Source organism: Arthrobacter sp. NicSoilC5 (genome assembly GCF_019977395.1).
Taxonomy (GTDB): Bacteria; Actinomycetota; Actinomycetes; order Actinomycetales; family Micrococcaceae; genus Arthrobacter.
Window position 1 is genome coordinate 1,312,440 of record NZ_AP024660.1, and the last position, 22,962, is coordinate 1,335,401.

General features: G+C 67.3%; 17 protein-coding genes and 1 tRNA gene. 7 read left to right on the forward strand and 11 right to left on the reverse strand.

The features are described from left to right. Nucleotides 1-9: 9 nt before the first annotated feature. The 10 genes from LDO22_RS06155 to argS all read right to left on the reverse strand — a co-directional run bounded on the left by LDO22_RS06155 (nt 10) and on the right by argS (nt 12,887). Nucleotides 10-777: a WecB/TagA/CpsF family glycosyltransferase gene (locus LDO22_RS06155; protein WP_224026466.1), complete on the reverse strand. Its 768-nt coding sequence runs from the start codon at nt 775-777 to the stop codon at nt 10-12. Beyond that, nucleotides 777-1,664, reverse strand: coding sequence for an L-threonylcarbamoyladenylate synthase (locus LDO22_RS06160; protein ID WP_224026467.1), 888 nt, complete (start codon nt 1,662-1,664; stop codon nt 777-779). Before LDO22_RS06160 ends, LDO22_RS06155 begins: the two co-directional genes overlap by 1 nt. Then, entirely contained in the window at nt 1,661-2,566 is a 906-nt protein-coding gene (gene prmC, locus LDO22_RS06165; protein WP_224026468.1) for a peptide chain release factor N(5)-glutamine methyltransferase, read from the reverse strand. The genes LDO22_RS06160 and prmC overlap by 4 nt, the downstream gene beginning before the upstream one ends. Nucleotides 2,567-2,582: 16 nt before the next feature. After that, the gene (gene prfA, locus LDO22_RS06170; RefSeq protein WP_159631638.1) at nt 2,583-3,656 is read right to left on the reverse strand and encodes a peptide chain release factor 1; all 1,074 of its coding nucleotides are present in this window, start codon (nt 3,654-3,656) and stop codon (nt 2,583-2,585) included. A 256-nt stretch (nt 3,657-3,912) separates the two neighbouring features. Further along, complete coding sequence (rho, locus tag LDO22_RS06175) at nt 3,913-6,051, reverse strand: transcription termination factor Rho (RefSeq protein ID WP_224026469.1); 2,139 nt, start codon at nt 6,049-6,051, stop codon at nt 3,913-3,915. A gap of 292 nt (nt 6,052-6,343) precedes the next feature. Then, a complete protein-coding gene (gene thrB, locus LDO22_RS06180; RefSeq protein ID WP_224026470.1) occupies nt 6,344-7,318 on the reverse strand; it encodes a homoserine kinase in 975 nt (324 codons plus the stop codon). 2 nt (nt 7,319-7,320) lie between these two features. Continuing rightward, nucleotides 7,321-8,427, reverse strand: coding sequence for a threonine synthase (gene thrC, locus LDO22_RS06185; protein WP_224026471.1), 1,107 nt, complete (start codon nt 8,425-8,427; stop codon nt 7,321-7,323). Then, the gene (locus tag LDO22_RS06190; RefSeq protein WP_224026472.1) at nt 8,428-9,744 is read right to left on the reverse strand and encodes a homoserine dehydrogenase; all 1,317 of its coding nucleotides are present in this window, start codon (nt 9,742-9,744) and stop codon (nt 8,428-8,430) included. Further along, nucleotides 9,745-11,217 carry a diaminopimelate decarboxylase gene (gene lysA, locus LDO22_RS06195; protein WP_224026473.1) on the reverse strand — a complete coding sequence of 491 codons (1,473 nt, stop codon included), beginning with the start codon at nt 11,215-11,217 and terminating at the stop codon, nt 9,745-9,747. A 5-nt stretch (nt 11,218-11,222) separates the two neighbouring features. Next, nucleotides 11,223-12,887 carry an arginine--tRNA ligase gene (argS, locus tag LDO22_RS06200; protein ID WP_159631632.1) on the reverse strand — a complete coding sequence of 555 codons (1,665 nt, stop codon included), beginning with the start codon at nt 12,885-12,887 and terminating at the stop codon, nt 11,223-11,225. Nucleotides 12,888-13,210: 323 nt separating this feature from the next. On the opposite strand from argS, the gene LDO22_RS06205 reads away from it, so the two are divergent. The 4 genes from LDO22_RS06205 to LDO22_RS06220 all read left to right on the forward strand — a co-directional run bounded on the left by LDO22_RS06205 (nt 13,211) and on the right by LDO22_RS06220 (nt 16,229). After that, nucleotides 13,211-13,624: an FMN-binding protein gene (locus LDO22_RS06205; protein WP_224027173.1), complete on the forward strand. Its 414-nt coding sequence runs from the start codon at nt 13,211-13,213 to the stop codon at nt 13,622-13,624. A gap of 3 nt (nt 13,625-13,627) precedes the next feature. Continuing rightward, nucleotides 13,628-14,500: an FAD:protein FMN transferase gene (locus LDO22_RS06210; protein ID WP_224026474.1), complete on the forward strand. Its 873-nt coding sequence runs from the start codon at nt 13,628-13,630 to the stop codon at nt 14,498-14,500. Next, on the forward strand, nt 14,497-16,044 hold the full coding sequence (locus tag LDO22_RS06215) for an oxidoreductase (protein WP_224026475.1): 1,548 nt from the start codon (nt 14,497-14,499) through the stop codon (nt 16,042-16,044). The genes LDO22_RS06210 and LDO22_RS06215 overlap by 4 nt, the downstream gene beginning before the upstream one ends. Before the next feature lie 112 nt (nt 16,045-16,156). Next, a tRNA-Arg gene (locus tag LDO22_RS06220) sits at nt 16,157-16,229 on the forward strand. Nucleotides 16,230-16,322: 93 nt separating this feature from the next. Here LDO22_RS06220 and LDO22_RS06225 read toward each other — a convergent pair. Beyond that, the gene (locus LDO22_RS06225) at nt 16,323-17,273 is read right to left on the reverse strand and encodes a cation transporter (RefSeq protein ID WP_224026476.1); all 951 of its coding nucleotides are present in this window, start codon (nt 17,271-17,273) and stop codon (nt 16,323-16,325) included. 124 nt (nt 17,274-17,397) lie between these two features. On the opposite strand from LDO22_RS06225, the gene LDO22_RS06230 reads away from it, so the two are divergent. From LDO22_RS06230 to hrpA, 3 genes are all read left to right on the forward strand, one after another. Continuing rightward, entirely contained in the window at nt 17,398-18,450 is a 1,053-nt protein-coding gene (locus LDO22_RS06230) for a M4 family metallopeptidase (protein ID WP_224026477.1), read from the forward strand. 59 nt (nt 18,451-18,509) lie between these two features. Continuing rightward, nucleotides 18,510-18,845: a protealysin inhibitor emfourin gene (locus LDO22_RS06235; protein WP_224026478.1), complete on the forward strand. Its 336-nt coding sequence runs from the start codon at nt 18,510-18,512 to the stop codon at nt 18,843-18,845. 64 nt (nt 18,846-18,909) lie between these two features. Then, nucleotides 18,910-22,899 (forward strand): ATP-dependent RNA helicase HrpA, encoded by a 3,990-nt coding sequence (gene hrpA, locus LDO22_RS06240; RefSeq protein ID WP_224026479.1) that lies wholly within the window; start codon nt 18,910-18,912, stop codon nt 22,897-22,899. Nucleotides 22,900-22,962 lie beyond the last annotated feature (63 nt).

The following is a 22,962-nucleotide window of genomic DNA, read 5'->3' on the forward strand; positions in this document are numbered from 1 at the left end:
CGGCCCCGGCTATTTGGCCAGCCCCGGTTTTCCGAGCCTCCGGGCGGCCAGGAGCCACAGCAGGACCCAGGGCTCCCCCAGCACGCGGTAGGCCACGCGGCGGGGATGCAGGAGCAGGCGCCAGGCCCACTCCAGGCCCATCCTGCCCAGCCACCGGGGGGCCAGCTTCTGGACGCCCGCCAACTGCTCGATGGCGCCGCCCACGGCGCAGTACACGGCAGGCGGCATCTCAGCCAGCCGCCGCTGCAGCACTTCCTCCTGGAGCGGCATGCCCAGCCCAAGCAGGACAAGCTGCGGCTGTTCACGGTGCAGCCAGGCAACGGCTGCCTCTTCCAGCTCAGGACCCCATCCTTCACCGGGAAAGCCTGAGACGCGGGCGCCCGGAACGATGTCCTTCAGCCTGCTGACTGCCCCGGCGTTCGCTTCCGCACCGGCACCGATCACGGCAATCCGGTCAAGGCCGCGCACCTGGTCCAGCGCCGGCAGCCAGTCCGTTGAACCCAGCCGGTAATCCATGACGGGGCCTTCGGCGTTGCCGGTCCTCCCCCACAGCCACAGCACGGGTGCCCCGTCCAGGAGCACGACGTCGCTGTCCTCATAGAGGCGCCGGAATCCGTCGTCGGACAAAGCCAGCGTCACGCTGTGCAGGTTGTGGCCCAGGACGGTACGGGTGGAGCCATCCGCCACGAAGCTGCTCAGTTCCGCCACCAGTTCGGGGACGCGCAGCGGCGTGGCGTGGACGTCCAGGACAGGGATCTGCTGGCGGTCCAGCGCCATCAAGGCTGCTGGTTCCCGGCCGGCGTGGCGGATTCCGCGGCCGGGCCGGTCACTGCGGACGACCCGGACGCCTCAGGTGCGGCCCCGCCGTCGTCCTGTACGCCGGCTGCGCTTGACCCGCCTGTGCCCGGCTGCCCGGCGCCGGTTTGCCCAGCGCCGATTTGTTCAGCGCCAATCTGCTCACCGCCAAGCTGCTCAGCTGCGGCTTCCTCTTCTGCCATGGGGATCTCTCCCAGGCCCAGGACGCCGGGGACGTGCCCGCGGAGCTGGTCCAGGCTCACTGCCCCGTTGCGCACCACGCGCAGGATGGGGCCGGTGGCGTCCACAATGGTGGACGGCACGCCGGCCTCGCCCTCTACGGGGCGCTGGCCGCCCTCCAGGTATACCTCGACGGAATCAGCAAGCTGTTCCCGGGCGGCAGCAGCAGTCTGGGCCGGTGCGTGGCCGGTGCGGTTTGCCGAGGACACGGCAAGCGGGCCGGTCAAGGTCAGCAGTTCCAGGGCCACTTCGTCGGCAGGCATCCGCAGGGCCACGGTCCCCTTGGTTTCGCCCAGGTCCCAGTCCAGGGACGGCTGTGCGTGCAGGATCAGCGTCAGGCCTCCGGGCCAGAAGGCCTCGGCCAGTTTCCGTGCGTCGGCCGAGACCTCAGTGGCCAGGCCGTCCAGGGCGTTGATCCGCGGAATCAGGACGGGCGGCGGCATGGTGCGGCTGCGTCCCTTGGATACCAGCAGCATGGTGACGGCCTGCGGCGAGAACGCGTCCGCGCCGATCCCGTAGACGGTGTCCGTGGGGAGCACGACGCATTTCTTTTCACTGATGGCGCGCTGGGCGTGTTCCAGCCCCCGGGCCCGCTCGTCGTCGATGGTGCAGTCATAAGTTGTGGTCACTGGCCCATTCTTTCATTCCGTGCGGAGTCCTCCACGAGCACGGCGCTGGTGGCGCGCTCCTTGCCGTTGAGGTCCAGGTGCGTTGTGATGGCTGTCCAGGTTCCGGTCTTTGCGAGCATGGCGGCAATCCAGCCGGCCTGGACTTCTGCGTGTTCCATGACGAAGTAGCCCCCCCGCCGCAGCAGCCGGGCAGCGGAGGCCGCTGCCGCCGTCGGAAGTTCCATGCCGTCCGCTCCCCCGCCGTACAAAGCCTCCGGCGGATCGTGCAGGGCTACTTCGGGTTCGTTGGGGATGGCTTCGGCGGGGATGTACGGAGGGTTGGAAACCACGACGTCGACGCTTCCGTTGAGCTCCATGAAGGCGTCCCGCAGGTCCCCCAGGACAAGGTTGACGCCCAGGGGCGCCAGGTTTTTCGCCGCCCAGGCGTGCGCGAACGGGCTGAATTCGACAGCGTGTACCTCGGCTCCGGGAAGCTCGGAGGCGAGCGAACCGGCGATGGCGCCGGACCCCGTCCCAAGGTCCACAATGCGGGGACTGTCCATGCCACGGACATGGTCGATGGCCAGCTGGACCACCGATTCGGTCTCCGGACGCGGAATGAAGACCCCCGGCCCCACCGCCAGCTCCAGGTAGCGGAAATATGCCACTCCGGTGATGTGCTGCAGCGGGATCCGGCGCGCACGTTCGGCCACCAGCTCGGCATACCCCGGCGGTGCGGGAGTGTCGCCAAGCATCAGGGAGCGCAGGCGTCCCAGCCCGACGTTCAGGAGGTGGTCCGCCAGGAGCTCCGCGTCGGCGCGGGGGCTGGGGACCCCGGCCTCAGCCAGCAGTGCGGCAGCCTCACGGACAGCTGCAGCCAGTGTCTGGGTCTGGGCAGGCACCGTGGAGGTGGGCTCGGTCATGGGTGACAGCTTCCGATCAGTCGCCGATGGCGTCCAGCCGCGCCTGCTCGTCCATTTCGATCGCCGACTGGATGACCGGTTCCAGGTCACCGTTCATGACCTGGTCCAGGTTGTAGGCCTTGTAGCCGGTGCGGTGGTCGGCGATCCGGTTTTCCGGGTAGTTGTACGTGCGGATGCGCTCGGAGCGGTCCATGGTGCGGATCTGCGACTTGCGCTGTTCCGAGTTGGCGGCGTCGATCTGCTCCTGCTGGTGCGCCAGGATGCGGGCACGGAGGACGCGCATGCCGGCCTCACGGTTCTGCAGCTGCGACTTCTCGTTCTGCATGGCCACCACAATGCCGGTGGGAAGGTGCGTGATGCGGACGGCGGAGTCCGTGGTGTTCACGGACTGGCCACCCGGGCCCGAGGACCGGTAGACGTCGATCTTGAGGTCGTTCTGGTTGATCTCGAGCTCTTCCGGCTCGTCCACTTCGGGCAGGACCAGCACGCCGGCAGCCGAGGTGTGGATGCGTCCCTGGGACTCGGTCACGGGCACGCGCTGGACGCGGTGCACGCCGCCTTCGAATTTAAGCCGGGCGTAGACGCCCTCAGCGGGGTCGTTCGAGTTGCCTTTGACGGCCACCTGGACGTCCTTGTAGCCGCCCAGGTCCGATTCGGTGGCGGAGATGATTTCGGTCTTCCAGCCGCGGGACTCAGCGTAGCGGGTGTACATGCGCAGCAGGTCGCCGGCGAACAGGGCAGCCTCGTCGCCACCTTCGCCGCCCTTGACCTCGAGGATCACGTTGCGGGCGTCGTCCGGATCGCGCGGAATCAGCAGGCGCCGCAGCTTGGCGGCAGCAGTCTCCAGCGCGGCCTCGAGTTCAGGCACCTCGGCAGCAAACTCGGGATCCTCGGCAGCCATCTCCTTGGCGGCAGCAAGGTCATCCCGGATGCCTTCCCACTTGTGGTAGGCCTCAACAATGCCATTGAGCTGAGCCGACCGCCGCCCCAGCTTCCGGGCAAGCCGCTGGTCAGCATAAACAGCAGGATCCCCCAGCTGCGCCTGGATGGAGTCATGCTCATCAAGCAGGCCCTGTACGGACTCAAACATCTATAAACCTCTTTCGACTTGTACAAGTCTAATGACTGCCATGCGGAGACTGACCGCACGTCCGGACGCGTGCCCGCATTTGGTGAGATAACTGCATGGCGTTCGGATTTTGCCGCCCCGGGAGTGGCATCGGGCCTGCCGGAGCTGGGCGGCGAACGATCGAAGATCGAAGCCGCCCAGCGAAGGGGCGGGGGCGGCAAAATCCGAACGACAAAGGCGGGGCCGGCAAAATGCGTCGGCCCCGCCCTCGGTGAAACTATTTGTCGTTGTCCGACTTCGCACCAAGCGTCGTCTTCTGGACCTGCATGAGGAACTCGACGTTGCTCTGGGTTTCCCGGATCTTGTTGGTGAGCAGTTCAAGGCTCTGCTGGGTCTCGAGTCCGGAGAGGACGCGGCGCAGCTTCCACATGATCTTGACTTCTTCGGGCGAGAGCAGGTTCTCTTCGCGGCGGGTACCGGATGCGTTGACATCCACGGCCGGGAAGATGCGCTTGTCTGCCAGCTGGCGGGACAGGCGTAGTTCCATGTTGCCGGTGCCCTTGAACTCTTCGAAGATCACCTCGTCCATCTTGGAGCCGGTCTCAACGAGGGCGGTGGCCAGGATGGTGAGCGAGCCGCCGTTTTCGATGTTGCGGGCGGCACCGAAGAAGCGCTTGGGCGGATAGAGGGCTGCGGAGTCCACACCACCGGACAGGATGCGGCCGGAGGCCGGTGCTGCCAGGTTGTAGGCGCGGCCCAGGCGGGTCATGGAGTCCAGGAGGACCACCACGTCCATGCCCATTTCCACGAGGCGCTTGGCGCGTTCGATGGACAGTTCGGCCACAGTTGTGTGGTCGTCTGCGGGACGGTCGAAGGTGGAGGCAATGACTTCACCCTTGACGGTGCGCTGCATGTCCGTGACTTCTTCGGGCCGTTCGTCAACCAGCACCATCATGAGGTGGACCTCAGGGTTGTTGGTGGTGATCGCGTTGGCGATGGACTGCAGGATGAGCGTCTTGCCGGCCTTGGGCGGGGAGACGATCAGGCCACGCTGGCCCTTGCCGATCGGGGCGACGAGGTCGATGACGCGGGGGCCGATCTTCTTGGGATCGGTCTCGAGGCGCAGGCGCTCCGACGGGTACAGCGGAACCAGCTTGGCGAATTCGACGCGGTCCTTGAGTTCTTCCGGCGTCTTGCCGTTGACGGACGTGACGCGGACCAGGGCGTTGAACTTCTGGCGGTTGGACTGCTGGCTGCGGTCTTCGCCTTCGCGCGGTGCACGGATTGCGCCTACCACGGCGTCACCCTTGCGCAGGTTGTACTTCTTGACCTGGGCCAGGGAGACGTAGACGTCGTTGGGGCCCGGCAGGTAGCCGGAGGTGCGGATGAACGCGTAGTTCTCCAGGACGTCGAGGATGCCGGCGACCGGCAGCAGCACGTCGTCGTCGGTGACCTCGACGTCGTCTACGTCCGGGCCCTGGTTGCGGCCGCGGCGGCGGTCGTTGCGGTCGCGGAAGCGGTCATTGCGCGAGTTGTCCCGGTCCTGGCCGCCGGAACGGTCGTTGCGGTCATTCCGGTCGCGGCGGTTACGGCGGTTGCGGCGGCTTCCGCCGTCGGCGTCGTCGTTGTCGCGGTTGTCCCGGCCGCCATCGCGCTGGCCGGCTTCGCGGCTGCCGGCATTGTCGCGGCCGCCATCGGAATCGCGGGTGTTGTCACGGCCGCGGGTGCGGCCGCCGTCACGGCGTTCGGTGCGCTGGCCGGCGTCCCCTGCTTCTGCGGGGGTTTCGGTGCGCTGTTCACCTGCCCGCTGTTCGCCTGCACGCTGTTCCGCGGCCGGCTGCTCTGCCAGGGTTTCCACCGGGGCTTCCTGGACGGAGGCGGCAGCGGCTTCGCCGCGGCGGCGGTTGCGGGTGCGCGGCTGGCGGCGCTCGGGGGCGCCTTCCGTTGCCTCGGTGGTTTCCGCGGGGGCGGCCGACGGCGCCTCGACGGCTGCAGCGGCAGGTGCGGCAGCGGTTTCCACGACGGGAGCTTCGGTTGCCGGGGCAACCACGCCGTCACTGACAGCGCGGCGGCTGCGGCCGCGTCCGCGGGCACGGGTGCCCTCAGCGGCAGGAGCTTCCGCGGCAGCGGCCTCCGGAGCGGCTGCGCCAGGAGCCACGCTGCTTTCCGGAGCCTTTTCCGTTGCCTTCGCAGGAGTCTTGACGGTCAGGGTCCCTGCGCGGTGGGCGGAGATGGCCGAAACCAGGTCCCCCTTGCGCATGCGGGAGCCGCCGGAGATGCCGAGCTGGCTGGCGAGGGCCTGCAGCTGGGCGAGCTTCAGGCCGGCGAGGCCACTGCTCTTGGCGGGTGCGGCCGATGATTCGGCAGCAGAAGTTGTGTGTTCCACAGCTGGCGACAGCTCAGTGGTTTCGGTCACGAAGGATCCTTCCCCCTCGACGGCGTCCAGACTGGGAGCTGGACGCGATGATTTGATCTGGGCTGCAGTTCAGATCTGCAGCCGGATTTCAGCCTTGCCGGTTGGATTTCGGCCAGCAGGGCCGGATACTGATTCACCTTGCGCTGCGCCCACGGCGCAACGCCTGACTGACGCTTCAGGGGCAGTTGGATGCTGCAGATTCCTGCGACAGACCAAGCAGGTGGCACCGGAATACATTCACAGTGGTAGATCAAACAGCAACTGAATGCAGGAGCAGATCAGATAGGCGGAATTACCGCCGGTGCACGTCCACCTTAGCACCTTCAACGTCCACTGCGAGCTTCAGAACGCGCCAGCCAATGTCCGGCGTGTTCTCCGATGTAAAGGCCTCAATGAAGGCCAGTGCATCACTGGCCTGCGCTTCGCCGTTGGCCAGCACCAGGACGGTTGGCCCGGCGCCGGAAACCACTGCTGCGTAGCCTGCTTTACGGAGGGCGCCGATGAGCGCCGCACTGGGCCGCATGGCTTCCGCCCGGTAGCTCTGGTGCAGGTAGTCCTCGGTGCCCGGCAGGAGAAACTCAGGCTTTTGCGTCAATGCATGGATCAGCAGCGCCGCACGGCCCGAATTCATGGCCGCCGCATGGTGTCCCACTGATGCGGGCAGCAGGGCGCGGGCGGCTTCGGTGGACAGTTCGAAGTCGGGTACCGCCACGATGGGGATGATCGAACCGGTCACGGTGGCAGTGGTGCTGCTGTACTGCTCACTGTCCTGCCATGACAGCGCCAGTCCGCCGAAAATCGCGGGTGCGACGTTGTCCGGGTGGCCTTCCATTTCGCTGGTGAGCTGCAGGATCCAGTCGCGGCCGCGCTGGTTTTCCCCTGGAACCATGGCATTGGCGGCAGACACAGCCGCCACGACCGCCGAGGCGGACGAGCCCAGTCCCCTGCCGTGCGGGTTGACGTTTTCGGCAGTCACCTTCAGGCCGCCGTGGCGGAATCCCAGCCGTTCAAAGGCCGCATCCATGGCCCGGATCACCAGGTGGCTGGCATCCCGGGGAAGGGTTTCCGCCCCTTCGCCGCGCAGGTCAAAGACGAGTTCGTCCGTGTCCAGGCTTTCCACGGTCAGGGTGTCGTGCAGGGCCAGGGCAAGCCCCAGGCTGTCGTAGCCGGGACCAAGGTTGGCCGTGGTGGCGGGGACGCGGACGGTGACACGCTGGCCCGGCTCAATCAGTTGCAGTCCGACGGCGGCCTGCGAGGTGGTGTCCAAGGTTATTTTTCTTCCAGTCCCAGCTCAGCGGCTACGGTGACGACGTCGTTGGGGACCTTGACCGGCTGGACATCGCTGCCGTCCTCGGTGCGCAGGGCCCACTGGGGATCCTTGAGTCCGTGGCCTGTGACGGTGATGACGATGGTTTTTCCGCTGGGGACCTCGCCGGCGGCGTGCTTCTTGAGCAGTCCGGCCACGCCTGCGGCGGAACCGGGCTCCACGAAGACGCCTTCCTTGGACGACAGCCAGCGGTGGGCGTTCAGGATCTCCTCATCGGTGACGGCCTCGATGAGCCCGCCGGATTCGTCACGGGCGCCGACGGCACCGTCCCAGGACGCCGGGTTTCCAATGCGGATGGCGGTGGCGATGGTGTCCGGTTCCGTGATGGGGTGGCCTGCGACGAAGGGGGCGGCACCGGCGGCCTGGAAGCCCCACATGGCAGGTGTCCTGGTGGATACGGCGGGAAGGGTGCCGGCCGTCTCCGATTCGAAGGGAGCGGAGTACTCTTTGTAGCCCTTCCAGTAGGCCGTGATGTTGCCGGCGTTGCCCACGGGCAGAACGTGGATGTCCGGTGCGTCGCCCAGGGAATCGACCACTTCGAAGGCGCCGGTCTTCTGGCCCTGGATGCGGGCGGGATTTACCGAGTTCACCAGGAAGACGGGGTAGGACTCCCCCAGCTTGCGGGCGATGTCCAGGCAGTTGTCGAAGTTGCCGTCGACCTGGAGCAGGGTGGCCCCGTGGGCGATCGCCTGGCTGAGCTTGCCCATGGAGATCTTGCCTTCGGGCACCAGCACCGCGCACTTGAGGCCGGCGGCCGTGGCGTAGGCAGCAGCAGAGGCGGACGTGTTGCCGGTGGAAGCGCACACAACGGCCTTCGCGCCGGAGGCAACTGCTGCCGTCATCGCCATGGTCATGCCACGGTCCTTGAAGGAGCCGGTGGGGTTCATGCCTTCCACCTTGAGGTAGACCTCGGAACCGGTGAGTTCGGAGAGCTTCTGTGCGTGCACCAGCGGGGTGCCGCCCTCGCCCAGGGTGATGACCCTGGTGGACTCCGTCACGGGCAGACGGTCAGCGTATTCGCGGATGACACCGCGCCATTGGTGAGCCACTTAGACTCCTTCTACCCGCAAAACGGATGTAACTGAATTGATGACGTCCAGGCTCTTCACGGCCTCGACGGTGGCTGCAAGGGCAGCCTCTGACGCACGGTGGGTGACGATCCGCAGTTCGGCCGACTCCACGTTGGAAGCTGAATCGCGGTGGATGGTCTGCCGCATGATTTCGATGGAGACGCCGTGCTCGGCGAAGAGCTGGGCGATCTTTGCCAGGACGCCGGGCTGGTCGGCGACGTCCAGGCCAATGTAGTAACTCGTGGTGGCCGCGTCGATGGGCAGCGCGGGAACGTGGCCCGTGGTGGTTTCGGTGCGGCCGGGACCGCCCAGGACCAGGCGCCTGGCTGCTGACACGAGGTCGCCCAGGACAGCGGATGCCGTCGGGGTGCCCCCGGCGCCCTGGCCGTAGAACATCAGCTCACCGGCGTTTTCGGCCTCGATGAATACCGCGTTGAAGGCACCGCGGACGGCGGCCAGCGGGTGTTCGCGCGGCAGCAGGGTGGGGTGCACGCGGACGGACACGCCTTCCTTGCCGTCGGCGTCGGTCAGTTTCTCCGCGATGGCCAGCAGCTTGATGACGAAGCCGGCGTCCTTTGCGGCGGCGATGTCCGAAGCACTGACGGACGTGATTCCCTCGCAGTGGACATCGTCCAGCGCAAAGCGGGTGTGGAAGGACAGTGACGCGAGGATGGCGGCTTTCGCCGCGGCGTCGTGGCCTTCGACGTCGGCGGTGGGGTCCGCTTCGGCGTAGCCAAGGCGCTGGGCTTCGGCGAGGGCGTCGGCGAACTGGGCGCCGGTGGTGTCCATCTGGTCAAGGATGAAGTTGGTGGTGCCGTTGACGATGCCCAGCACCCGGGTGATGCGGTCGCCCGAGAGGCTGTCGCGGATGGGGCGCAGGATCGGGATGGCGCCGGCCACCGCGGCCTCGTAGGAGAGCTGGACGCCGGCTTTGTCCGCTTCTTCGTAGAGCGTTGGGCCGTCCTGGGCCAGGAGTGCCTTGTTGCCGGTGACAACGCAGGCGCCGTTGCGCAGCGCGGAGAGGATCAGGGTGCGGGCAGGCTCGATGCCGCCCATCAGTTCGATCACCAGGTCCGCGTCCTTGACGAGGGTTTCGGCGTCGGTGGTGAAGAGCTCCTGCGGCAGGTCCACGTCGCGGGCGGCGTTGACGTTGCGCACGGCGATGCCGCTGAGCTGCAGGCGGGCACCGGTGCGGGCAGCGAGGGCGTCGGCGTCCTCAATGAGGATCCGCGCAACCTGGGCTCCAACGTTGCCACAGCCCAGCAGGGCTACTTTCAGCGTTCGCATTTCCGTCATTCAGGCTCCCATGTCGCGGTTCAGCAGATCTTCTTCGGTTTCCCCGCGGACAATCAGCCGGGAAGATCCGTCGCGCACCGCGACAACGCCCGGCCGGGCCAGATAGTTGTAGTTGCTCGAGAGGGCCCAGCAGTAGGCGCCGGTTCCCGGTACAGCAAGCAGATCACCGGCTGCCACGTCCTCGGGCAGATATACATCTCTAACAACTATGTCGCCGCTCTCGCAATGTTTGCCCACTACGCGGGACAGCTGCGGGGCGGCGCTGGAGGTGCGGGAGGCCAGGACTGCCGAATAATCCGCGTCGTACAGCACCGGGCGGGCGTTGTCGCTCATGCCGCCGTCCACCGAAACATACCGGCGGGGATACGTAACGTTGTTGCCCGCGTCACCGTCACCGGACGTACCGGGTGCGTCCACGCGGACCGTCTTCAGCGTGCCCACTTCATACAGGGTGAAGGTAGTGCTGCCAACGATCGCGCGTCCCGGTTCAATGGAGATGCGCGGCGCGTCGATGCCCAGTTCGGCGCAGGTGGAACGCACAACGGCGGCCATCGCGTTGGCGATCTCCGCGGCAGGGCGCGGGGTGTCCACCGGCGTGTAGGCGATCCCGTAGCCGCCGCCAAGGTCCAGTTCCGGCAGGATGATGGAGTACTTTTCCTGCATGGCGGCCAGGAAGCGCAGCAGCTTCTCGGCGGCCAGCGCAAAGCCGTCCGGCTCGAAGATCTGGGAGCCAATGTGGCAGTGCAGGCCGAGCAACTCGATACCGGGATGCGCTGATGCAGCGGCCACCGCTTCCTCGGCAGCGGAGATCCCCGCTTCATCGGTGGTGTCGGCGGCCATGGACAGGCCGAACTTCTGGTCCTCGTGGGCGGTGGCAATGAATTCGTGCGTGTGGGCATGCACGCCGGGGGTGAGCCGCAGCATGACCTTCGCCTGCTCCCCGCGCCCCTGCGCGATCGCACCGACGCGCACGAGCTCATCGAGGCTGTCCACCACGATCCGCCCCAGGCCCATGTCAAGCGCCCTGTGGATCTCGCCGTCGGACTTGTTGTTGCCGTGCAGGGCGACGTCCGCCCCGGGAATTCCGGCCCGGTAGGCCACGGCGAGTTCCCCGCCCGAGGCCGTGTCCAGCCGCAGCCCCTCTTCCTCCACCCAGCGGACCACTGCGGTGCAGAGGAACGACTTGCCGGCGTAGTAGACGTCCACTCCCCCGCAGATATCCGCGAAGGCGTTGTTGAACGCGTCGCTGAATGCCCTGGCCCGGGCACGGAAGTCGTTCTCGCTCATCACGAAAAGCGGGGTCCCGTATTGCCGCTGCAACTCGCTGACGGGGATGCCGCCAATGGCGAGTTCACCGTCGGCGTTGCGCGCTGCGTCGCCGGCCCACATTGGTTCGTGGAGGGCATTGAGGTCATCCGGAACGGCAAGCCACTCCGGGGCAAGCGGAGAGCCCTGTGCTGCTGTGTGCGTCATGGGTCCTACATCCGTTCCGGCGCGGAAACGCCCAGCAGGTCAAGGCCGTTCGCCAGCACCTGGCTGGTGGCGTCATTAAGCCAGAGCCGGGTGCGGTTGAGGTCCGTGACGGGTTCTTCACCCATGGGGGCAATACGGCAGGCGTCGTACCAGCGGTGGTACGCCCCTGCGATGGCCTCCAGGTGGCGCGCCACGCGGTGCGGTTCGCGCAGTTCGGCAGCCTTGGCCACGATGGACGGGTAGCTGCCCAGGTAGGACAGCAGCTCGTTTTCCGTGGCGTGGTCCAGGAGCGACGCATCGAAGCTGTCCTGGCCGTCCACCTGGCGTTCGACGCCGGCCGCCACGGCGTTGCGCGCGGCGCCCCGGGAGCGGGCGTGGGCGTACTGGACGTAGAACACCGGGTTCTCGTTGCTGTGCTTCTTCAGCAGTTCCGGATCAAGGGTCAGCGGCGAGTCGGCGGGGAACCGTGCCAGGGAGTAGCGGACTGCGTCCTTGCCCAGCCAGTCGATCAGGTCCTTGAGTTCGATGATGTTGCCGGCGCGCTTGGACAGCTTGGCGCCGTTGACGGACACCAGCTGGCCGATCAGGACTTCGATGTTCACCTCGGGATCGTCACCGGCAGCGGCGGCGATCGCCTTGAGCCGGTTGATGTAGCCGTGGTGGTCGGCGCCCAGGAGGTAGATCTTCTCCGTGAAGCCGCGGTCCTTCTTGGACAGGTAGTAGGCAGCGTCCGCGGCGAAGTACGTGGGCTCGCCGTTGGCGCGGATCATGACGCGGTCCTTGTCGTCGCCAAAGTCCGTGGTCCGCAGCCACACCGCACCACCGTCGTCGAACACGTGGCCCTGCTCGCGAAGGCGCGCCACGGCACTCTCAATGGCGCCGGCGTCGTGCAGCTCCTGCTCGGAGAAGAAGACGTCGAACTCGACGCCGAAGTCCGCCAGGGTGGCCTTGATGTCCTTCATCTGGGCCTCGTAGGCGGCGGCCCGGATGACCGGCAGGGCGGCCACTTCGGTGAGCTCACGGATGTCCGGGTGCGCGGTGAGGACTTCATGGCCAAGCTCGGCGATGTACTGCCCGGGGTAGCCGCCGTCCGGCACCGGAAGGCCGTGCAGGCGGGAGTAGACGGAGTTGGCGAAGGTGTTCATCTGCGAGCCGGCGTCGTTGATGTAGTACTCCGCGGTGACATCAGCGCCCGAAGCGCGCAGCACGCGGGCGATCGAGTCGCCCAGGGCGGCCCAGCGGGTGTGCCCGATGTGCAGCGGCCCGGTGGGGTTGGCGGAGACGAACTCCATGTTGACGGTGCGCCCGGCGAGCGCAGTGTTGGTGCCGTAGTCCTTGCCGGCCTCGACGATGGCCTTGGCCAGGGCACCGGCGGCTGCGGCGTCCACGGTGATGTTCAGGAATCCGGGCCCGGCGATATCCACGGCGGAGACGCCGTCGATGGACTTGAGCCGGCTGCTGAGGACGGCGGCGAATTCGCGCGGATTGGTGCCCGCCTGCTTGGCGAGCTGGAGGGCGATGTTGGTGGCCCAGTCGCCGTGGTCCCGGTTCTTGGGTCGCTCCACGCGCACCTCAGCCGGAATGGCTGATGCCGCAAGGTCGATATCGCCGGCGGCGACGGCGTCCTTGAGGCAGGCGGATATGGCGAGGGAAAGTTCTTCGGGAGTCACCCCTCTAGCGTACCGGGGGCCAGAGACAGCAAAGAATTTGGGCTGTGCGTGCCCCCGGCGGAGTGCAAAAGAAATCTTCCGGGCCGGTTCCGTGAACCATTCGGGCGGATCCGGCGTTGACTAAACCGTAGCCACTGCCGCACGGCGCCGCCCCACAGCAGGTGGCAGCTCCACGGAAGTGAACAGCCCACAGAGAAACGAGCGCGTTCATGAGACCCTCCATCCCTAAAAGCCCCGTCACTCCCGGGAGTACTTTTGCCTTAAAGGGCCCTTCTGTTTCCACAGTCCTGCTCCGGAGAAGCCTCTTCGCCGGTATCGCAGGGCTGTCCCTGGCGGGAACCGTGGCGGGCTGCGCGCCGTCCACCGCCGACAGCACCCCCGGCACTGCCGCGGCCCCGGGCGCCCCCACTGCCGGATCCTCCGCCCTGGCCGGCAGCGGCGGCACCTACAAAGACGGCACCTACAGTGCGGACGGCAACTACGTCTCGCCCAACGGCACGGAAACGGTGGGTGTGCAGCTGACGCTGGCAGCGGGAAAAGTCACGGACGTCCAGATCACCCAGCACCCGTCCAATCCCAACACCCGCAAATTCCAGGGCCAGTTCGCCGGGGGCATCTCAGCCCAGGTGGTGGGCAGGAACATCGATGAACTCAACGTTTCCAAGGTGTCCGGGTCCTCACTGACCAGCGGAGGGTTCAACCAGGCGTTGGAGAAGATCAAGGCGGAGGCGCACTAGGCGGTGTCCGCGACGGACCGGGAGGACTTTTCGTTCCAGGGGATCGGCACCGGCTGGCACATCACCACTCACCTGCCCTTGCCCGCAGCCGTGCGGACACGGGTCCTGGGCAGGGTGGAAAAGTTCGACGGCGAGTGGTCCCGTTTCCGTGCCGACTCCCGCGTTGCAGCCATGGCCCGACGGCCCGGACGCTACTCCTTCCCGGAGGAGGCCGCGCCACTGGGTGAGCTGTACCGGCAGCTTTACGACCTGACGAACGGCGCCATGACACCCCTCATAGGCGGGAGCCTGGAGCGCCTGGGGTATGACGCAGCGTACTCCCTCCGGGCAGCGGGGCCGCCGCTCCCGGCACCGGACTGGGAATCGGTCCTCACGTGGTCCGGAACGGTCCTGACTGCCGGCGCCCCGGTGGTCCTGGACATTGGCGCCGCCGGCAAGGGCCTGCTGGTGGACCTGCTGGCGCAGGAGCTGGCGGCCGCCGGTGTGGGCGGGTTCGTCATTGATGCCGGCGGGGACCTGCTGGCCCGCGGAACCGTACCCGTCAGCGTGGCGCTTGAACACCCCTACAACCCGGCACAGGCGATTGGCGTGGTGGACCTGGAGGGCCGGGCCCTGTGCGCGTCGGCCGCCAACCGGCGCGCCTGGGGCGACGGACTGCACCACGTCCTGGACGGAACCACCGGGCAGCCGGTCCGGACCGCCGTCGCCACCTGGGCACTGGCGGAGACGGCCATGGTTGCCGATGCCCTCGCCACCGCCCTCTTCTTCGTTCCGGGCGCACTGCTCCAGGAGGCGTTCGACTTTTCCTGGCTGACGGTCTTTTCCGACGGCAGCGCAGCCTATTCCGCCGAATTCGAAGGGAAGCTGTTCGCATGAGCCCCGTGGACACACCACAAACCGGCCCGGCCCCCTCCCTGACGGGCCGGATAAGCACCGCCGTGGGCAGGTTCACCATGTACCGGCTCATCCTTGTGGTCCTGGCAGTACTCGCCGCCTACAGCCTGCTGCTGAATGTGCTGGGCTGGCTGACGTTCGGAGTCCCGGAAATGCTGGCACACCTGGCGCTGTGCCTGGGCTTGACCTACGCCGCCAACCGGGCGCTGGCGGCACTCTTCCGGGTCAACCCCCATTCCGAGTCCTCGCTGATCACCGGGCTGCTGCTCTATTTCCTGTTCTGGCCGTCCCTGCAACCGAGGGACCTGGCGGGGGTGGCTCTGGCGTGCGTGCTGGCGTCGGCGTCCAAATACGCACTGGCGTGGCGCGGACGGCACATATTCAATCCCGCCGCGGCCGGCGCGTTTGCCACCGGACTCACCGGGCTGAACATCGCCACGTGGTGGGCCGCGACGCCGGCCATGCTCTGGGTGCTGGTCCCGGGCGTGCTGGTGGTCCTGCACCGGACACGCAAGGTGCTGATGGCATCCGTGTTCACGGGGGCAGCCACCGCGATCATTACCCTTGAACTGCTTCGCTCGGGGATGACGGCCGGGATGGGCGTCTGGCAGGCCCTCGCCCAGCGTCCTGTGCTCTTCTTTGTGGGCTTCATGCTGACCGAGCCCCTGACATTGCCGCCGCGGCGGCCCCAGCAGTTGGCACTTGCAGCTGTGGTTGGGGTGCTCTTCGCGGTGCCGTGGAACCTGGGCATTGTGGCCAACTCCCCGGAGGCGGCGCTGCTGGCGGGCAACCTGCTGGCTTTCCTGGCGGGCCAGCGCGGGGCCGTAAAGCTCCGGTTCGCAGGGAGCCGCCGGCTGACGCCCACCACCGCCGAGTTCTCGTTCGAGCCCGCCCGCCCGGTACGTTTCCTCCCCGGACAGTACATGGAGCTGGACCTGCCGCAGGCCAGGCCGGATGGAAAAGGCCGGCGCCGGGTGTTCAGCCTGACCGGCTCCCCCGGCGAGCGCCTGGTGAAATTTGGCGTCCGGACGGCGGGCCCTCTGTCTGCGGCAAAGGCGGCGCTCCTGGCGCTGCAGCCGGGGGACGAAGTGACAGCCACGGCGGTGGGCGGCGACTTCGTCCTGGCGCGGGATCCCCGCCGGCCGGTTCTGCTCATCGCGGCGGGCATCGGCATCACGCCGTTTGTGTCCCACCTGTCTTCCGGGGCCCTGCGGGAGCGGGACGCTGTGCTCCTGCTCCTGGCCAGGAGCGCTGATGAGGTGGCCTACGCGGAAGAACTCGGGACGTCCGGCATGCGTGTACTGGTGCGGCTGGCGGATGGCTCCGACCCGCCTGCCGGCCTGGCCTCCGCGTCCGCCGGCGCGTCCGGCCGGCTGGATGGAACGGCGCTTGCAGCGCTTGTCCCGGATATCGACCGCCGGGAGGTTTACGTTTCCGGCTCGCCCGCAAGCGTCGCATCCCTCCGCCGCGCGGCCAGGCGGGCCGGGGCGCGGCGGGTCCGGACGGACTCTTTCTCGGGCTACTGAGGCTGCTTCGGCAACCACCCTGGACTGGTCCGGGCGGCGGTTTTCCCTTGCGGGCCACCTTCCTGCTAAGCTCTAGGACGTCCCGCCGGAAACGGCAGGATATCCGGAAATTGCCCTCGTAGCTCAGGGGATAGAGCGTCTGCCTCCGGAGCAGAAGGCCGTAGGTTCGAATCCTACCGAGGGCACATGGAAACCCCCGCCGCTTCTTTAAGCGGCGGGGGTTTTTCGTTCCCGTGCGTCCTGCCCCCTGCCGGTCCGGGCCGCCGGAAGGCGCCGGCTCAGAAACGCAGGGCTGCCTCGTCAAGGGTTGCCAGGGTCAGGACGGCTTCCTCTACCGTTTCGTGGTCCTCCAGCTCACGCTCAATCCGGCGCAGGGCCACCGCCACCTCGTGCTCCGGGTGGTCCCCCTCCAGATCCACCGCCGCCACCAGGTACAGCTTGCGCGGGCCGACGAATTCCAGGTGCAGGTAGGTGAGCCGGGCGATGTCGCGGTGCTCCAGCACCCGCCGGGCCATGGAGCGCTCGATGTCCGGGGTGACGCCCTGGCCCACCAGGAAGCGCCTGTTGCGGTCGATCAGGACAACCGCGACGACGGCGAGCAACACGCCGACGACGATCGAACCGATTGCGTCCGGCAGCGGCGAGCCGGTGACCTGGTGCAGGAATACGCCCACGAACGCCACCACGAGGCCGATCAGCGCGGCGGCATCCTCGGCGAACACGGCGCGCAGGGTGGGATCGGAGCTGATCAGGACCTGTTCAAGGGTGTGCCGTTCCAGCTCGTGGGCCGCCTTCCGGGTCTGGCGGAACGCCTGGACGAAGGAGACTCCCTCGAAGACGAAGGCCACGGCAAGGACGATGTACGCCACGGTGAAGTCCGCCGCCGGTTCAGGGGCAATGATCTCCTGGATGCCGTGCATGATGGACACCACTGCCCCGGCGGTAAAAAGGCCGAACGCGGCGAACATCGACCAGACATAGGCTTCCCGGCCGTATCCCATGGGGTGGCTCTTGTCCCGGGGCCGGGCAGAGCGGCGCTCCGCCAAGAACAGGAACACCTGGTTTCCGGTATCCGCCCAGGAATGCGCTGCCTCCGCGGCCATCGAGGCCGAGCCGGAAAGGACAGCGGCCACTGACTTTGCCGCCGCCACGAGCACATTCGCCACGAAGGCGATGATGACAGTCAGCAGGGTGGAGCTGGATTTTGTTCGCTTTTCGGTTTCAGCCATGCGCCTACCGTACCCAGCCCTGCCCGCTCCAGCGCCCGGCGGCTGCTGAATTCGTGCCGGTGGCGTCCCTGTCATTGTCGGTGGCTCCTCTTAGGCTGATTTCACCTAGTTGAGGGGGTACGCCATGCACGTTCCATTCTGTTCAATCATTCCGCCGTACATGCTGCGGCGGCTGGCGCAGCAGGATGCGCCGGAGTTCTCGTCCGCGGCAAGCGCCGCCAGGAAGGCGCTGGGCCACGTCGAATCGTTCCAGGCTGCGCGTTCGCAGGCTGTTCCGGCCCTTCCGCCGGGCCTGCGGTCGGAAAAGCCAGGACCCGTCAACCGCGCCGTCTACGACGCCGGCGGGGACGAAACCCTCCCGGGCAGGCCTGCCCGCGAAGAAGGCGGACCCGCCACCGGCGATGCCGCTACGGACGAGGCCTATGACGGGCTGGGGAACACGCACAGGCTGTATGCCGACGCCTTCGGGCGGGATTCGGTGGACGGCCGAGGGCTGAAGCTGGACGCCACGGTGCACTTCGGCAAGCTGTACGATAATGCCTTCTGGAACGGCAGCCAGATGGTCTTCGGCGATGGCGACGGCGACGTCTTCGAGCGCTTCACCAAATCCGTCAGCGTCATCGGTCACGAGCTGGCACACGGGGTCACCCAGTACTCGGCGGGGCTTGTGTACCGCAACCAGGCGGGTGCCCTGAACGAATCCATGTCCGACGTCTTCGGCGCGCTCGTTGAGCAGTACGTCAAGAACCAGACCACCGCGCAGGCCAGCTGGCTGATCGGGGAAGGGCTCTTCACGTCCAAGGTCCAGGGGCGGGCCCTGCGGTCCATGAAGGCGCCGGGGACCGCGTACGACGACGACGTGCTGGGCAAGGACCCGCAGCCTGACTCCATGGACTCCTACGTCCGGACCAGCGCGGACAATGGCGGCGTACATATCAACTCCGGCATCCCCAACCGCGCCTTCTACCTGGTGGCGGAGGCACTGGGCGGCTGCGCGTGGGAGGCTCCGGGCCGGATCTGGTACGAGACCCTGACCAACGGTTCCCTGCCGCCCGCCGCCACGTTCACCGTCTTTGCCCGTGCCACGGTCCGCGCTGCCGCCGACCTTTTTGGTCCGGAGTCCCCGGAGCATGACGCCGTGGGGGCGGCGTGGGAAACTGTGAAGGTCAAGGTTTAACCACTGCCCGGCGGCCCACTCACTGGCCCCGGGCCGTATGGAAGCCCAGGGGCCAGGCCATGAAGATCAAGGTGGAGCGCACCGGCGGGATCGCGGCAATCACTCGCGTGTGGACGGTGGACGCCCGGACGGACAGCGACCTCAGCCAGTGGCAGCCCATTGTCGAGGCCTGCCCGTGGGATGCGGTTCCCAGCACTCCACGGGCAGCCGCGGCGGCCTTCGAGGCGCCCCGGCCGGACCGCTTCATCTACTCCATCACGGCCGGGCAGCGCAGGGCTGCCCTGCCCGAGCATGCCCTCACCGGTCCATGGCGCATCCTGGTTGATACCGCGCGGGCCGCCGCGGAGGAAGCCGGCGGACCACTTCCCGGCGCGGACACCGACGGGCCCGGCTGAGGGCGGGCGGCGGCCGGGAAACGACGAAGGGGCGGTTCCCTACGGCAGTAGACTGTCTGCAGCCATGACTTTTCATATCTCCTATCCCGCCGAGCTGCCGGTTTCCGAGCGCCGCGAGGACCTGATGGCCGCCATCGCCGCCAACCAGGTGACCATCATCGCCGGCGAGACCGGCTCCGGAAAGACCACCCAGATCCCCAAAATGTGCCTGGAACTGGGACTGGGCGAGAAAGGCCTCATCGGGCACACCCAGCCCCGCCGGCTGGCAGCGCGGACCGTGGCGGAGCGCATCGCGGAGGAGCTCGGTGTCGAGATCGGGCAGGAAGTAGGCTTCCAGGTCCGGTTCACGGGTGAGGTCAGCAAGGCGACCAAGGTCAAACTCATGACCGACGGCATCCTGCTCGCCGAGATCCAGCGGGACAAACTGCTGCGGAAATACAGCACCATCATCATTGACGAGGCGCACGAACGCAGCCTCAACATCGACTTCATCCTGGGCTACCTCAAGCGGGTCCTCCCCCAGCGGCCGGACCTGAAGGTCATCATCACCTCGGCCACCATTGATCCCGAACGGTTCGCCAAGCACTTCGGCACCCCGGACGACCCTGCCCCCATTGTTGAGGTGTCCGGCCGGACCTACCCGGTGGAAATCCGCTACCGCCCCCTCTCGCAGCCGAAAGCGGACGAAGAAGACGCCTCTGACGACGAACTTGAGGAAGACCGCGATCCGCTGGACGCCGTCTGCGATGCCGTGGACGAACTTGCCGCCGAAGCCCCGGGGGACATCCTGGTGTTCTTCTCCGGCGAGCGCGAAATCCGGGACGCCGCGGAAGCATTGCAGGCCCGCATCCAGTCCAACCGCAGGCTGGCCAACACCGAGATCCTTCCCCTGTTTGCGCGCCTGAGCCTGCAGGAGCAGCACAAGGTGTTCCATCCGGGCAGCAAGCGACGCATCGTGCTGGCCACCAACGTGGCGGAAACGTCACTGACAGTTCCGGGCATCAAATACGTCATCGATACCGGCACCGCCCGCATTTCCCGGTACTCGCACCGCACCAAGGTCCAGCGCCTGCCCATCGAGCGCGTCTCGCAGGCGTCGGCCAACCAGCGCTCGGGCCGCTGCGGCCGCGTGTCCGACGGCATCGCCATCCGGCTGTACTCCGAGGAAGACTTCGAATCCCGGCCCCGGTTCACCGATCCTGAGATCCTGCGGACCAACCTCGCCGCCGTCATCCTCCAGATGACCGCCATGGGCGTGGCAAGGGGGCCCAAGGACGTGGAGGACTTCCCCTTCGTCGAACCGCCGGAAACCCGGGCCATCAACGACGGCGTCACCCTCCTTCGCGAGCTCGGCGCCCTGGCTCCCCCGCGCTCCCAAGGTACCGGGACCAAGGCTGAAGCAGCCGGCGGCAGGGGCGGGCCGCAGGGCGGCGGCCTCACCGCCGTCGGGCAGAAACTTGCCCAGCTGCCCGTGGATCCGCGCCTGGGCCGCATGATCGTGGAAGCGGGAAAGCGCGGCTGCGTCCGCGAGGTCATGGTGCTGGCTGCCGCGCTTACCATCCAGGACCCGCGCGAACGGCCCACCGACAAGCAGCAACTTGCCGCGGAAAAGCACAACCGCTTCCGGGACGAAAACTCTGACTTCACCGGCTACCTCAACCTCTGGAACTACCTGCAGGAGAAGCAGCAGGAGCTCTCGTCATCGGCCTTCCGGCGGCTGTGCCGCGCCGAGTTCATCAACTACCTGCGGGTGCGGGAGTGGCAGGACCTCTTCACCCAGCTGCGCCAGCTTGCCCGTCCGCTGGGGATCACGCTGGACAACAAGCGCCTGGCGGATCCCGTGGGCAACCACGACGGCATCCATATCAGCCTGCTCTCCGGACTCCTTAGCCACATCGGCATCCTGGACGAGCGCAAGCGCGAATACGCCGGCGCCCGGGGCAGCCGCTTCGCGATCTTCCCCGGATCGGCGCTGTTCAAGAAGTCCCCCACGTTTGTCATGGCGGCCGAGCTGGTGGAGACCAGCCGGCTTTGGGCCAGGGTGGCCGCCAAATTCGATCCGGTATGGGCTGAGCAGGTGGCCCCGGACCTGGTGAAGCGCAGCTACAGCGAACCCCATTGGTCCACCAGGCAGGGCGCGGTCATGGCCTACGAAAAGGTCACCCTCTACGGCGTTCCGATCATCGCCCAGCGGCGGATCAACTACGGCCGGGTGGATCCGGTGGTTGCCCGTGAGCTGTTCATCCGGCATGCCCTGGTGGAAGGCGACTGGCGTACCCACCACAAGTTCTTCCACCGCAACCGGGCGCTCCTGCACGAGGTGGAGGAACTCGAGGCCCGCATGCGCCGCCGCGACCTGCTGGTGGATGACGAAACGCTGTTCGAGTTCTACGACGCCAGGATCGGCCCCGACGTGGTGTCCGAGCGGCACTTCGACAAGTGGTGGAAGGATGCCCGCCGGGAGAACCCGGACCTCCTGGATTACGACAAGTCACTGCTCCTCAGCGATGACGCCGACGACCTGGACGTCTCCGCCTACCCGAAGACCTGGCTGCACAAGGGCTTCGAGCTTCCGCTGACGTACGAATTCCATCCGGTGGCACCGGGCTCAGCCCCCGACCCGTCCGACGGCGTCACTGCCGAAGTGCCGGTCCTGTTCCTGAACCAGCTCGACGACGCCCCGTTCCGGTGGCTGATCCCCGGCCAGCGGGTGGAGCTGGTGACCGCCCTGATCAAGTCGTTGCCCAAGCAGATCCGGAAGAACTTCGTCCCCGCCCCCGATGTCGCCCGGCAGGCAGTTGCCGTCCTCGAGTCCGACTTCGATCCCGCCACAGACGATCTGGAGCCCTCGCTGGAGCTTGCGCTGCGGCGGATCCGCGGCGCGGTCATCCCGCCCGGCTCCTGGAACTGGGACGCGGTCCCCCCGCACCTGCGCGTCAGTTTCAAGGTGGTGGACAGCAAGGGCAAAGTCCTGGGCGAGGGCAAGGACCTCGCCGGGCTTCAGGAGCAGCTTGCCCCCGCCACCCGGCGTGCCATCGCCGAATCGCTTGGCGCCACCCCGGCCTCCACTGCGCCCGGAGCCGCCCCTAACGGGCAGCGCCGGAAGGGAAAGGCGTCCGACGGCGGCCCACCGGCCCGTCAGCAGGGCGCCGGGGTGCCGGGAGCCCCGGCCACGGCAGGGTTCGTGGAGCAGGAAGGCCTGACCGAATGGACCTTCGGCACCATCAAACGCCAGGTGAGCAGCATGGTCAAGGGCCACACAGTTACCGGTTATCCGGCGCTGGTGGACCAGGGCAAGACGGTAGCCTTGCGCGTGTTCCAGACGTCAGAAGAACAGCTCGACGCCATGCGCGGCGGGGTGATCCGGCTGCTGGCACTGCGCGTTCCGGCGCCGGACCGCTACGTCCTGGAGCACCTGAGCAACACCGAGAAACTCACGTTCAGCCAGAACCCGCACGGCTCGGTGTCGGCCCTGATCGCGGACTGTGCGCTGGCGGCCATCGACAAGCTCACGCCACCGGAACTGCCCTGGGACCGCCAGGCCTTTGACGCCCTGTATGAGCTGGTGCGCGCTGAACTGATTGACACCGTCTTCACGGTCACGGCCGTCGTCGAGCGCATCCTGGCCAGCACCCGGCGGATCGAAAAGCAGCTCAAGGGCACCACCAGCCTGGCCCTGATCAGTGCGCTGAACGACGTCAGGAGCCAGCTGGAGCAACTGGTGTACCCGGGTTTTGTGGCACGCACGGGCTACGCCCAGCTCAGCCAGCTTCCGCGGTACCTTGCGGCCATCGAGAAGCGGCTGGAGCGCCTGCCCGGGAACGTGCAGCGGGATGCCCTGAACATGGCAGTGGTGCAACGGCTGGAAGACGACTACGACGACGCCGTGTCGGCGCTGCTGCCGGGGCGGCGTGCCGGACGGGAGTTAACCCAGGTGCGCTGGATGATCGAGGAACTCCGGGTGAGCCTGTTCGCCGTCGAGCTCGGAACTGCCTACTCCGTGTCCGAGAAGCGCATCCGAACAGTGCTGAACAAGGCCCTCGCGCCGGCCTGAACACCTTCTGCTGCTCAGCGCGTCCTGCGTGCCCGGCCGGCAAAAGCCGGGCACGCAGGACGA

Coding starts and splice junctions, on each gene's coding strand:
- LDO22_RS06155 (WP_224026466.1), bottom strand. CDS start 777: ATGGCGCTGGACCGCCAGCAGATCCCTGTCCTGGACGTCCACGCCACG.
- prmC (WP_224026468.1), bottom strand. CDS start 2,566: ATGACCGAGCCCACCTCCACGGTGCCTGCCCAGACCCAGACACTGGCT.
- prfA (WP_159631638.1), bottom strand. CDS start 3,656: ATGTTTGAGTCCGTACAGGGCCTGCTTGATGAGCATGACTCCATCCAG.
- LDO22_RS06190 (WP_224026472.1), bottom strand. CDS start 9,744: ATGACGGAAATGCGAACGCTGAAAGTAGCCCTGCTGGGCTGTGGCAAC.
- lysA (WP_224026473.1), bottom strand. CDS start 11,217: ATGACGCACACAGCAGCACAGGGCTCTCCGCTTGCCCCGGAGTGGCTT.
- LDO22_RS06215 (WP_224026475.1), top strand. CDS start 14,497: ATGAGCCCCGTGGACACACCACAAACCGGCCCGGCCCCCTCCCTGACG.
- LDO22_RS06225 (WP_224026476.1), bottom strand. CDS start 17,273: ATGGCTGAAACCGAAAAGCGAACAAAATCCAGCTCCACCCTGCTGACT.
- LDO22_RS06230 (WP_224026477.1), top strand. CDS start 17,398: ATGCACGTTCCATTCTGTTCAATCATTCCGCCGTACATGCTGCGGCGG.
- LDO22_RS06235 (WP_224026478.1), top strand. CDS start 18,510: ATGAAGATCAAGGTGGAGCGCACCGGCGGGATCGCGGCAATCACTCGC.
- hrpA (WP_224026479.1), top strand. CDS start 18,910: ATGACTTTTCATATCTCCTATCCCGCCGAGCTGCCGGTTTCCGAGCGC.